The sequence below is a fragment of the Psychrobacter aquimaris genome, assembly GCF_016107525.1.
Taxonomy (GTDB): domain Bacteria; phylum Pseudomonadota; class Gammaproteobacteria; order Pseudomonadales; family Moraxellaceae; genus Psychrobacter; species Psychrobacter aquimaris.
This window is the reverse complement of record NZ_JABASR010000007.1, coordinates 24,947-38,441: the sequence shown is the minus strand read 5'-3', so window position 1 is coordinate 38,441 and position 13,495 is coordinate 24,947. Positions and strand designations below refer to the sequence as shown.

The 13,495-nt window shown below is 45.1% G+C and carries 9 protein-coding genes; 1 reads left to right on the top strand and 8 read right to left on the bottom strand.

Annotated features, from left to right (window positions below; all coding sequences use genetic code 11):
• Positions 1-62: 62 nt before the first annotated feature.
• Complete coding sequence (locus tag JFC10_RS07615) at positions 63-1,619, bottom strand: ABC transporter substrate-binding protein (protein ID WP_198332330.1); 1,557 nt, start codon at positions 1,617-1,619, stop codon at positions 63-65.
• 285 nt (positions 1,620-1,904) lie between these two features.
• Between JFC10_RS07615 and JFC10_RS07610 the strand changes: the two genes are divergently transcribed.
• A complete protein-coding gene (locus JFC10_RS07610) occupies positions 1,905-2,351 on the top strand; it encodes a DUF2798 domain-containing protein (RefSeq protein WP_198332329.1) in 447 nt (148 codons plus the stop codon).
• A 181-nt stretch (positions 2,352-2,532) separates the two neighbouring features.
• On the opposite strand, the gene JFC10_RS07605 is transcribed toward JFC10_RS07610, so the two are convergent.
• The 7 genes from JFC10_RS07605 to JFC10_RS07575 all read right to left on the bottom strand — a co-directional run bounded on the left by JFC10_RS07605 (position 2,533) and on the right by JFC10_RS07575 (position 13,455).
• Positions 2,533-3,663, bottom strand: a complete 1,131-nt coding sequence (locus JFC10_RS07605; protein WP_198332328.1) for an NAD(P)-dependent alcohol dehydrogenase — start codon at positions 3,661-3,663, stop codon at positions 2,533-2,535.
• 412 nt (positions 3,664-4,075) lie between these two features.
• Positions 4,076-6,430, bottom strand: coding sequence for a FepA family TonB-dependent siderophore receptor (locus JFC10_RS07600; protein ID WP_198332327.1), 2,355 nt, complete (start codon positions 6,428-6,430; stop codon positions 4,076-4,078).
• A gap of 629 nt (positions 6,431-7,059) precedes the next feature.
• On the bottom strand, positions 7,060-8,094 hold the full coding sequence (locus JFC10_RS07595) for a porin family protein (protein WP_227685987.1): 1,035 nt from the start codon (positions 8,092-8,094) through the stop codon (positions 7,060-7,062).
• A gap of 160 nt (positions 8,095-8,254) precedes the next feature.
• On the bottom strand, positions 8,255-8,728 hold the full coding sequence (locus JFC10_RS07590; RefSeq protein ID WP_198332326.1) for an acyl-CoA thioesterase: 474 nt from the start codon (positions 8,726-8,728) through the stop codon (positions 8,255-8,257).
• 156 nt (positions 8,729-8,884) lie between these two features.
• Positions 8,885-10,558: a fatty acid--CoA ligase gene (locus JFC10_RS07585; protein ID WP_198332325.1), complete on the bottom strand. Its 1,674-nt coding sequence runs from the start codon at positions 10,556-10,558 to the stop codon at positions 8,885-8,887.
• A gap of 49 nt (positions 10,559-10,607) precedes the next feature.
• Entirely contained in the window at positions 10,608-11,810 is a 1,203-nt protein-coding gene (locus tag JFC10_RS07580; RefSeq protein ID WP_198332324.1) for a 3-oxoadipyl-CoA thiolase, read from the bottom strand.
• 73 nt (positions 11,811-11,883) lie between these two features.
• Positions 11,884-13,455, bottom strand: coding sequence for a 3-hydroxyacyl-CoA dehydrogenase (locus JFC10_RS07575; protein ID WP_198332459.1), 1,572 nt, complete (start codon positions 13,453-13,455; stop codon positions 11,884-11,886).
• Between the last annotated feature and the right edge of the window lie 40 nt (positions 13,456-13,495).

The window sequence follows — 13,495 nt, the reverse complement described above, 5'->3', positions numbered from 1 at the left end:
CATTACAATTTTTCAGTGTTATAAAGAATTGGCGTTATAAAGCAAATGACAGTAAAGACGACTTACCAAGACAACTTGTTTAAATAAAAGTTTCGCTCCAAACCATCGATTTCTAAGCCTTTTAATGACTTGTGTGCAGCGGCATTTTGTTGGTAGTACACCACAGGCACGATAGGACGCTCATCAAAAATGATTTGCGAGACGCGCTGCTTAGTCGCCACATCATTGCCTTTGGTCGTCTCAAGCATCAATAAACGCTTGGTCAGCTCTGGATTTTGCCAATTCATCACGCCCCAATCGCTGCCTTGTGGGTCAAAATCCTCTACCAGCGAGCCGACTGGATCAGGCGTCATGCCGTAGTTACGCGCATATAGTCCCATCTCCAGCGTGCCGTCTTGATGACCTGATGGAATCTCTGAAAAATTACCCACGGACACGTCCACATCTACCCCAATTTTTTTCCATTGTGCTTGCAAAGCGGTGGCAATAATGGGTAATTCAGGACGATCTGAGAATGTGAGTAAGGTAAATTTAAAGGGCTTACCGTCTTTTTGTAGCATGCCATCGCTATCTTCAGTAAAGCCTGCGTCTAATAAGCGCTGCTTAATCGCTTGGGGACCTGGCTGCTTACTTTGCGTTTTGATTTGCCAGTCTTTAAATATTGGTGGCAGTATTTGCGTGGCTGCCGCATCACCCGCATGCATCACAGATTGGGCAATGCCTTGTCTATCAATGGCATCACTAAGCGCTTGACGAACACGCACATCGCTAAACAACGGATTGTCCGCATTGACTTTATATTCGATAGTACGCGCCAATGACTTTGACTGAACTTGTAGATTGGGGTCCTGCTTTAGGCGGGTTAGACTCGCTGAATCTAAGGTAAACACGAGGTAATTAGGTTTGCTCTGCGCCAGTAACGTACGCGTTTCGCTACGGCTATTGGCTAAGTAAGTAATGTCTTGGATCTTAGCTTTCTCGCCCCAGTAATCGGCAAACGCTTTTTGCTCGATTTTTTGTGGTGGCTCAAATTTGGTGACATAGTATGGCCCTGTACCAATAAGCTGAGTGACCTCGTTATTCTCATCAAACGATGAGCTAGCTAAGATAATACTGGTCGCATGTGCCAGATAAGCGGGGAAAGACATGAGCGGCTTATCTAATGTGATTTCAACCGTCTTGCTATCAATCGCTTTCATTTCTGCAATAGCCGCTGACTCCAAAGCAGTGGGCTTGCTGAGCGCCACCTGCAAACTTTTGACCACATCATCTGCCGTCAGTGGCGAGCTGTCATGGAATTTCACGCCATCACGCAGCACAAACGTCCACACATCGCCGTTCTCATTGGCAGACCAACTTTGTGCCAGCATGGGTTGCAACTCAGCATTTTGTTTGGCATCTACCAGCGTTTCGGCAATCTGCAAACGCTGAAAAATAAATCCCGACTTACTAGGATCAGTAGACGTTATTTCCCATGGTGTGACCACGATTAAGTTTTGTTGTTCATTGCCCTGAGGCGTAGAGGCTGTCTGACCGTCTGACGGCTTAGCGCCAGCAATGAAATACCATGCTAGTCCTGCTAGGGCTATTAGCACAGAAATTAAAGCAATTTTTCTCATATACTTTTCCGTTATATTATAACATTTCAAAAAAAACGTTATGTTATAACGAAAGGTATTAAAGGTAAACCTTTTTCTACTGAGGCTGAGTACCAATCCTCATGTCATTTTATGAGTTCAAAACGGTATTAACCTTATAAAAACACATCACTTACGCATCATAATTTTCATCAAAATATCGAGTAAATTCATTGCTTTGTACAGAAAAATACCAAAAGAACAAGACTGCCTTTCGCAAAAATATATGGCTATACTGTGCTTGAATTATTTAATATGGATAAGTAAATGCTTAAGACTTGCAAAAAAATATTTATCATTTTTAGTATAGTAGCGGTTATCGGTGGGACGCTCACTTTTGTCATGACTTGGAATAATATCGGTTTTGGGGATAGTTTTATGCGTGCTTGGCTGAGCTCTTTTGCGCTTTGCGTGATCTGCATTGCACCTATCGGTGGTGTGATCGCCATGCTAATCAATAAAATATTACGGGCGGTATTGCCAGATATTTCCACCGTGCAGATGAATGTCATTTTTGGTCTATGCATGGCAATCATCATGGAGTCAATCATGGCCGTGGTTACCACGATTAATCTCAGTGACTTCTCTGATTGGCATCATTTTCTCTATATGTGGATCGCCAGTTTATTGACCGCCCTACCGATTGGCATTTTCTTTTCAATTATTCTCTCGTTAATCATTAAACCCAAACTAGAACTTTTTTGGGCAAAATAATTGTAGAATAAAAACAACGAATTAATAAAAAGAGCAGTCGATAAAACAAAAAAGGTCTGAGCGAATGGCTCAGACCTTTTTATATTGAAAGAAAATGAAAATTTTTATGCGGATTTGCGATACAAGCTATCAATAACATACCTGATAATACATTTGCCCATTTCTTATAGACAAATAACTTTTAAGCATTATCGGCAATACGAATGATAGGCTTTAAGGTAGTACCCTCGGCACTGTCTTTTGCGGCTTGATTGATGTCTTTAAAATCATAGTATTTGACCAATTTGTCAAAGGCAAAACGTCCTTGTAAATAAAGCTCTACCAGCTGCGGGATAAAGATTTTGGTAGTCGCGTCACCCTCAACAATACCTTGGATAGATTTACCGCCAAGCAGCAAGTCATTGACATCAAAGTTGGCATCTGTCTCAAGCGCAGGTGCGCCTACGACACCAATGGTCCCAAGTGTGCCCAGCGAGTCGATACCTTGACGCAAGACAGCTGGAATACCCGTTGATTCTAAGGCAAATAGCGCGCCGCCACCTGTGATATCACGCACCTTTTCGACCACGTCTTCTTCTTTACTATTGATGACGTGGGTCGCGCCAAGCTCCTTAGCAAGCTCAAGCCGTGAGGGCACCACATCGACTGCGATGATGGTGGTTGCGCCTGCTACTTGGGCAGCCAGTACCGCAGACAAGCCCACAGCGCCTGCACCGAAAGTTACAAAGCTCGTGCCCGGGCGCACTTTTAGCGAATTGATGACCGCGCCTGCGCCTGTCTGAATGCCGCAGCCTAATGGGCCAAGCAATTCAATTGGAGCATCTTTAGAGACCTTGATGGTATTGCTCTCTAAACTGAGCGCATAGGTGGCAAATGAGGATTGCGCAAAGAAATGATCGTTAAGGGGGTTGCCGTCAGCATCTTGAATAGCATTATTACCGTCCATGTCACTGCCACCAAAATTACGCGGGTAAAACTCCTTACAGTAGGGCTCATGACCTGAATGACACGAACTGCATTGTGAGCAATAGCCATAGCTCAGTACCACATGATCACCCACTACAATATCTTTAACCAGTGGCCCGACTTTTTCGACGATACCTGCGCCTTCGTGACCCAATACCAGCGGCAGCGGCACAGGGTAATCTTGGTCACGCACGATCATATCGGTGTGGCACATGCCTGTAGCGACGATTTTTACCAGTACTTCATCGTCTTTGGGCGCGCGGATTTTGGCTTGCTCCAAGGTAAAGTCAGCTCCCTTTTCTCGGGTGACTGCGGCGGTAATGTCAATATATTCTGTTATAATCATCTCTAAAATCCTTTTCATAATGTACGGTAGTCTGGCGCTGATAAGCAGTGCATTTATGCGCTTGTTTTTAGGGCGGAGTGCTTGCTACTAGAGCACTTTTTATGCTGAGATATTGTGTTTTTTAGACAGTTATAGCATTTCTAAAACAGACTCTTTTAAAACGACTGCTTTATAGCGAGTACTTTAAAGTAAGTCTTTCTAAAATATACGTGAGCGCCGCGGACAGTGTCAACATAGAAACTGCCGCTGTATCCGTTTTGATACAATTAGGCTAGCGAGAGTCTCCAGATTGGTTTTGATTTGTTGATTTATCAATACAGCTATCACGCTAAGCTCAAAATGCATAATCAAAAAAAGGTCTAAGCACATTGCTTAGACCTTTTTTTATTTAGACAAATGACTGGTTTAGCAGTTAAAAATCAACCCTGATATCGAAGACATAATAACGTCCAGGCTCATTAAAAGTACGTGCTCCTGCATTAGTGCCAGTCCCTTCTCGTTTGATTTGTTTATCAAATAAATTCTTTATACCCGCCCCAACGGTGATACCATCCGTCAAATCATAGCGGGTGCTTACATTGGCAAGCGCGTAGGGCTTGCGAGCCAGATTTAATGTCTCAAGCTCATCACCAGTCGTGACCGAAACATCGGGGGCATCAATGCGTCCATAGTAACTAACACCAAAGTCAGTATTCCAGCGTGGGGTAATGTCCCAATTGACATTTGAGTTCATCGTAAATTTAGGAATTAAGGACAATGGCTCACCAGTGTCTTTGCGTTCTGAACGAATATTTCCTGTTAAGTTGGTTGACCATGAAACCGTATCAGTGACAGGCACTTTGACAAACCCTTCTAGGCCTTCAATGATCGCCTCTCCTTGGTTTTCCCATTGAAAAACAGAGCGGTCGGCAGCGACACCGTCAGCCACTACACCGACCACGCCCACACGCTCTATGCCAGCACCGATACGGTTATCATAATCGTTGCGATAATAAGTCAACCCTGCATTGAGTCCTGTGTCATCCTTATAAGCAAAGGTCAGCTCTTTGTTCCAAGAGGTTTCATGCTCAAGCTCGGAGTTTCCTAAGACATAACAGCCCCGTTCATCAGTCGGTATGCTTGATGGGCAACCATTCCCGCGAGTATAGTAAATATAGTTCGGATCCAGCTGATATAGGGCGGGCGCTTTAAAAGCGCGACTGGCGCCTGCTTTTACCGACCAGTTCGGACTAAAATGCCAAGTGGTATTCAGACTAGGTGACCAATTACTACCTGCCTGATCATGATAATCAAAACGTATGCCAGGGGTGATATACCAGTCAGGTGTAATTTGATAGTTATCTTCTAAGTAAGCACCAATAAGATACGCGTCTGATACTGGATCACGCTTAGCAGGATCGGTCTCTGTATCACCAAAATCAAACCCTTCATCAAATGTTACAGCAGAAACCAGCGGATTGTCTAACCTCTCACCACGGAACTCTGCTCCAGCAGTCAGTGTATGACGGTCAAAGTAGATGTCCCACTCTGATTTTGCATTTAACGTATCATAGGTAGCTTCTGTCCATGTATATTCTGCTCCTGCCTCAGGGACTGAAATTTGTCCTTCAACACTACCGCCATTACCTTCATTTAAGCGCTCATTAAGAGTGCGTGTATATTCTATATAGCTGTTGCTACTGGCATCGTCATACTCACCGCGATGAGTCAATGCCGCACCATAACGCTCCATCTTGTTGGTTTCTTGACCTGCCAGCGCATTGACCAAGTCATCATTCACTGTCTGAAATTGCGAATCACCTGCCCAGCGATTGCTTTGATTACTATAATTGACCTCAAAGCCAACGGTATTCATTGCATCCATGGCATATTCAAACAACTGGCGCGCGTCTATATTCTCAACCCCTTCACGACCGGCGGCAACAGACGCTGCTGGTCCACTACGACCATCAACAATTTGAGCATCATCTGCATTGATATAAGGATCGTCACCTTCACTATCGTGATAGCCAAGTGTGGTACGAAAAGACAGCTTATCTGTCAATGGCCCTGCCATGTTGATATTGGTGCGCCAATCTTTACCCTCAAGATCGCTTTCTGGCATCTCATAGTGACCAGTCACCGAAAACTCTTTTTTATTGGGAGACTTGGTGATGATATTGACGACCCCGCCCATACTTCCCGAACCATAACGGGCGGCGGCTGGACCGCGCAATACTTCGATACGCTCAATGGCGCTTGGCGGCACCCACTGTGAGTCACCGCGCGTGTCTTGTTCACTGGCACGGCCAGGACGCACCGCGTTACGTGACGTCACTGGACGCCCATCAATTAAGATGAGCGTGTTATTCGGCCCCATGCCGCGCAGATCTATTTGGCGCTGGTTGCCTCGTTGACCAGAAGTAGACGAACCTGAAAGGTTCACCCCTGGCATCTTACGCACGATTTCTGAGATATCATTAGAAACTGACGCTTTTTCGATGGCTTCCTCACTAATGACAGACAGACCTGGCGCCTGTACGAGCTCCTCCCTTGCCGCAACGACGACAATGGTATCAAGCTCGGTAGAGGGCATGGTTTCTGACTCAGTCGCGTCTTGCGCTGCTACTTGCATGGTCGCCAGCTCATTGGTGTCAGAGGCGAGTGCTGTCGTGCTAATGATAGAGGTGATAGCAATGCTCAATAATGCACGACTGGTCAAGATACAGGTCGGCTTTTGTGAACGAAAATATTTTTTATAGTTAGAAGGTGTTGATAACGTCGGCATAAATCACAATCCTAAAAGTACTTCGTTTTATTAATACCTGCCAGCTTTGCTCATAAAAGGCGTGTTATAGAGCTGAGTAATAAGCATTATGCTCAGGGAAAATAAAACTGCCCCTCTTTTACTACAATTTATATAAGCTAAAGTATTGATCTAAAACACATCTTAAAAACAGCAAAAACGAAGCGATGTTAACGGTTCGGTAATAGAGAGTGCATACTCTAGCAACATTGTATAAATAATACAAATGTTAATGAAAATTATTATCATTTAGTTTCAAGAAAAGAGTTTTTCTAGATAGAATTGATGCGATACAGCCATTTGTGTCGCAAAGCAGGTTCAGTAATGCCGCAGCCACGATGTAATGGTTGCCGCGACTGGTCGGTAAGTATGTCTCAAAGTTAGAAAAAGAATCAGCCTTACCGAAATAGGCACTCATGATTTTGAGCATGCACAGCAAATATTACTCGGTATCGACGACATGGTGTCTAAATGAGGTGGGTTTGAGTAAAACCCTAAAGGTACGTTAAGAATAAGTGCTCCAGTAAACGTCATATAAAATCAATATTACATACCTTTTCAACGTACGCTTTATGACCTCTAACAGGGCTAGAGATCATAAATTTTTTCATCTAAAAATCATACTTTGCCATTACTTCAATTTGCTGTCCTGCTGGCATCCACGGAAATGTCGTTGCGCTTTGCTCTCGCCACTCAATGCCCAAATCTAAATCTGGTAAGTACTCATAGATAAGGTTTGCGCTTTTTACATTGGCAGACGTATCTGCCGCATCCTCGACATTCACCTCGCCATAACGCAAATTACCACGCAGCTTTTGGGTAAATTGATGCTTATAACCGACGCTATAACCTGTTTGTGAGATCAGTTTGCCATCTTCGGCATCACAATTTACACCGCCATTCATAATGAGAGGTCCGCCAACACAGATGGCAGAATAGACGCCCATACCTTTACCATTGTATACACTGGCATGGAGTGAGTCCTTACCTAATGTCAGCTTGCCTGCTAAAGACACGCCGACGCCCACATCCGAATCGTCTCCATTTTCAGCCTCACGCGCTGTGACAGCGACATTATAGTCAAAATTAGATATCTTATCTTTGTAGCTGACCACCATATCAGGCAGGCTCGCGTCGTCATACACAGGGTCTTGAGCCGTAAAACGCAGCCCCTTATAAGTATAATGTACCGTCAAATCTGGACGGATATAAGAACCTCCACCAGAGGCCGTTCCAATACCTGTACCCCAGAAGTCGAGCTGCTCAGTGGAAAGGGGCGCAACTGCCAAAAACTGGCCATTCCAAGTCTTACCTACTGTCAAATCATCCACTTGAACATAAGCATGGCGCAAGCGCAGGTTTGAGCCGCCCTTGGCGTAATCGCCATAAAAATCGCCTTCGATAAAACCCGTGAGCTTTTTATCCTCGACGGATTTGGTCGTCTTCACATTGATACGAGACTGGCGTAAGTTTCCCTTAAACTCTGAATCCCCTTCATCGGGCGAATTAAACGCCCCTTCTGCTTTGATATAACCACCGATACTCAACGTTGTATCGCCCGTTGTCACAATATCTATCGCTTGTGCAGAGGCGCATGTTGCCACCATAGCCAAACCTACAGACAGCCTTTTTGTATAAAGCATCATCCATCTATTCCCTGTTTTATTTTGATATCCTTATCAATCCTGATCACTACTACGTTTGCTCTAATCCATAAAAACGCATAGTCCTTTTATATGAAAACTAACGCCTACTTTCTAATTAAAAAATTCAATAATAATTCGACCGACCTATTGAGTTTTACGCTTATTGATTAATGTTCTCTAACGCCGCAATCGCTTCTTTTTGCGACTCATCGATCGGTTTTTTTTGTCCGCTCATTTTATCAAGATAGACTAAAACCGACTCACCTATCGCAACGACTGTCTTCTGCACCGTACTGTAGTATGTATATTCATGAATCAAACTTGAGTTACCGATTTTCTTGACCTTGACGCCAATCCATAACTCGTCAGGATAAGCAACTGATTTGAGGTATCGACATGACGAGGCTGCCATCACCGAAAACGTCTGTTCGTTGAATAAACCCAAGCGCCTGTTGTAATAGATACGAGCATTTTGCGAATATTCATAATAGACAACGTTATTGACATGACCAAAGGTATCCATGTCACCCCATTCAACTTGCTGAGGATAAATAACCGTAAAATCATGCAATGGGTGACTGTCATCACTTGTGACAGCCTCTTTTATTTCTGAAAATGTAGGAACCGCTTCCATAGTTTTTCTCTTTTTTGTATGCAGATTATGATCGTCTCTAAGAGTACTCGTTACCATCTAACACTTATTCAAACCTAGGCATTTATGCACACGCCCGCATTTATGCAAGCTTTAGCATTTATTAAAATCATTACTATGCTTAGCAAGCTTGTTGGATTAGATTAAGTTTTCTGAGCACATCAACCGCATTCTCTTCTTATCAAGTTTACCGACGCTAGTTTTTGGCATTTCTGATAAAAACCTAATCTCACTTGGCACGCCATACTTTGGCAGATGGCCTCTCTCTACTGCTTGATGACCCAACGCCAAAATATCTTCCATTTTTGTATCGATATGGTCTGGTTTTAGCACAATCAATGCCAAAGGACGCTCGCCCCAGCGCTCATCTGGCACACCAATCACAGCAATATCAGCAACGCTAGGATGGAAGGATAGAATGGTTTCAACCTCGAGCGAGGATACCCATTCGCCGCCAGATTTGATAACATCTTTGAGCCTATCGGTAATGCTGAGTGTGCCATCAGCAGTCATGCAGGCGATGTCTTGCGTATGCATCCAGCCACCTTTCCATAACACATTGCCCGCATCGGGATTTTTAAAGTAGCTTTGAGTCAGCCACGGTGCTCGTATCACAAGCTCGCCTGTCGATTTGCCATCCATGGGTTGTGGTTTGCCGTTTTCATCCCAGATTTCCATCGACACTAGCATGATGGGTGAGCCTGACAGACAACGATAATTGAGATTATCCTCCAGCGTCATCGACTCTGTCTTATCATCAAATACCGCTCGAGACAGTACAGGACAGGATTCTGACATCCCAAACCCTGACATAAATTCTATGCCACATTCTATAGCTGCTTTAGCCAAGCCTTCGTTGAGCTTTGAACCCCCTAGCAGTAGTTTGAGATTCTCAAATTTGCGACCGCGTTCTGCCATTTCTTTGAGGAGCATTTGTAATATGGCGGGAACACCATGTGACAGCGTGACTTTGTGTTGCTCGATCAAATCGACCAGTTTTGGTGCTAGATAGCGTCCGGGATATACTTGTTTTAGCCCTATCATGGTTGCGCCATACGGCCAGCACCACGCATGAACATGGAATAAAGGGGTCATCGGCATATAGACATCGTTGTAGCGCGCGCCTTGGCCTTCGGCATTGAGGGCTGATGCCAAAGTGCTTGCCATGGTCTGTAGTACGATCTGGCGATGAGTAAAGAAAACCCCTTTTGGATCACCTGTGGTACCACTGGTATAGAACGTCGTGGCGATGGTGTTTTCATCAAAATCTGGAAAATCAAACTCATCACTAGCGGCTGCCAACAGTGCCTCGTATTCACCGTCAACATAGTCAGGCAACTCTGCTTTATCAACTTCTGCATCGTCAGCCCACATTACATGCTCAATAGAAGGCGCGTCGTCACGGTAGTTTTTGATCATCGGCGCAAATTCAGCGTTTAACAGCAATGCTTTTGGCGCAGCATGATTGACGGTGTACAGCACTTTGTCTTCTGACAAGCGCACATTGACGGTTTGTAAAATCATGCCGGACATCGGCACGGCAAAGTATGCCTCAAGGTAACGATGACTGTCCCAATCCATGACCGCGACCACATCACCTGCCTGCAAGCCCATGTTTTTTAGGACATTGGCCAAGCGATTGATACGCTTAAAAAACTCAGCATAGGTATAAGTGACTTTATCTGCGTAACTGATGGTTTGATCAGTAGAAGCAATTTTGGCACGGTTGAGTAGCTGTTTGATAATTAAGGGAAATCCATACGCTTCTTCGGCTTGATGGTAGTTGTCGTGTTCGTTGAGTATGGTGGTCATAGTGTCATCCTTGATAATAAATAATTTGGCAAGCTTTATGCGGCATGGCTTAGACGCGTTCTATCACCATGGCAAGCCCTTGCCCAATACCAATACACAAGCTAACCACTGCATATTTGCCGCCCGTACGCTGTAGCTCTCGAGCAGTGCTCAAGGCGATTCTTGCACCGGATGCGCCCAGCGGATGGCCGACAGCGATTGCCCCGCCATTAGGGTTGACGCGCTTATCATCAAAATCAATGTCCAACCCTTTTAGGCAGCCCAGCACTTGCGAAGCGAATGCTTCATTAATCTCAATGACAGACATATCATTGAGGGTCAAATCAGCACGTTTTAGCGCCAGCTTAATCGCTTCAACAGGACCCACGCCCATGATGTTAGGCTCAACACCCATCGCACCCGATGACAAGATTTTGGCAATCGGCTTAAAGCCTAGCTTTTCCTCTGCTTGTTTTGAGCCGATGATGAGCGCAGCAGCACCATCATTGATACCGGATGCATTACCTGCGGTGACCACACCATCTTGGTTTAAAGGCTTAAGCTTTTGTAGTGCCTCAATATCGGAGCTGGCACGGGGATGCTCATCTTCCGTGACTACTTTTGCGGGCAACTTCTTACCTTGTGAGACGGTGATAGGTGTTATTTCATCGTCAAAGAAACCTGCTTGTTTGGCAGCTTGATACTTGGATTGCGATGCGGCGGCAAACTTATCCGCTTCCTCGCGCGTAACACCATACTTCTGCGCGACATTATCGCCCGTCTGCGGCATGGTATCGCTACCGAACTGCTTAATAATCTTTGGGTTGGGAAAACGGCTGCCAATGGTCGTGTCAAATACTTTAAAGTCACGGCTGAAGGGCTGCTCAGTCTTGGCAAAGACAAATGGCGCACGCGTCATCGACTCCACACCACCTGCTAAAATAATATCGCCTTCGTTACACGTAATACTGCGAGCAGCATCGACAACAGTAGACAGACCTGACGCACATAAGCGGTTGACTGTCTGACCTGGCGTTTTTACGTCCAATCCTGCTAACAGAGCAGCGTTGCGAGCGATATTGCGAGAGTCCTCACCTGCTTGGTTGGCACTGCCTAACAATACTTCGTCGAAAATATTGGCAGATAGCTGGTGCTTCTCAACCAATGCTTTCATCACGGTAGCGACTAAATCATCAGGGCGTACCGTTGCTAATGCACCGACATAGCGACCAAAAGGGCTTCTTAATCCATCATAAATATAGGCATCTAACATAACTTTTCCTTGTCGTATTTTGAATATCTGAGTGATAACTTTATGGTTTAACAATATTGCTTTATCGTTGATATTAATATTTGGTTTGCTGAGTAAAGAGTGAGACATCAAGTTTGGCGCGGCGTTGTAACCAAGGGCTTGGACGGTAACGTGGGTCACCTGTCAGCCTGTAGATACGCTCTAAGATGAGTAACACTCGCGGGGCCCCAAGTTTATCGCCCCAAGAGATAGGGCCATACGGATAACCTAGCCCAAGCTTGACGGCATTATCGATATCCTCAGGTGAAGCAATGTCTTGCATCGCAATGTCACAACCAAGATTGATCACCATAGCAACTACACGCTGTGCCACAAAACCTGTACTTTCAGTAATCAAGGTAGCACTGCCCGCATCCTGCGCATCTGCCTCACTGCTATCCAAACCGTTACCAAATAACTTGTAAGCTTGCGCCACAAACTGCTCTTGCGTGACGATGCTTGGCATCAACGTACGATGCTTTGTAAGCTCGGTAAGCATATCAATAGCAACGGCTTGCTTGGGATCGACCTGATAACGAATCGCCGCATTGGTCGTATCCTCGCCATAAATGGCGAGCAGCACCAAACTATCAGGACTCGGCTTGTCATTATCATCAATAGTGATGTCACAAGTGTTTAGATAATCGATTAGCTGCGTCTTATCTTCTGCCAAATCAGTGCCAATCCAAACCGATGTAATAACGGCATCAGATATGAGCGCTTCGGACGATTGATTTTGAGCGGTAGCCGTAGACAGCTTCTGACCGTCTTTATAGTGATAAAAACCTTCACCAACCTTACGACCGAGCTTTTTGCCTACCAGCATCTGACGGGTTAATGGATGCGGGCGATAACGCGCTTCGTGATAGAACTGGTTGTAAATTGACTCCATCACAGGATGAGACACATCAATGCCCGTCAAATCAAGCAGCTCGAACGGCCCCATACGAAAACCTGCGCCGTCACGCAAAATGCGGTCGATTTGCTCAAAACTTGCGACACCTTCACCCAATATTTTTAATGCTTCGGTACCATAGGCTCTGCCACCATGGTTAACGATGAATCCGGGTGTGTCTTTTGCGACCACGCCCAGATGACCCATCCGTTTGGCCAAATCAATGAGAGTGTCAACCACTGATGACTGAGTAGAAATGCCCGGAATGATTTCTACAATTTTCATCAAAGGAACTGGGTTAAAGAAGTGAAACCCTGCCACGCGCTCTGGATGGTCACAGTCAGCAGCGATTGCGGTGACAGATAAAGACGAGGTATTGGTCGCCAAAATTGTATCGGCTGTGACAACATCTTCTAACTGGGCGAAAAGCTGTTTTTTGATATCTAGGTTTTCGATAATGGCTTCAACCACTATCTCAGCGGTAGCAATCTGATTCAGTTCTTGGATGACTGTTAAATTGCTCAGCATAGACTGCAGCTCATCATCACTAAATTTGCCTTTAGCGGTGAGCTTTTCGAGCATGGCTTGCAGCGACTGTCGCCCTTGCTCAGCCGCACCAGCTTTGGCGTCATATAAAAGGACTTGGATACCAGCTTGGGCAGCAATTTGGGCAATGCCCATGCCCATAATACCAGTACCAACAATGGCAAGTGTATTCACGGTCATAATGATTCTCTACATAATTTGCGATAGGATTTGGTCGGCGTGGACC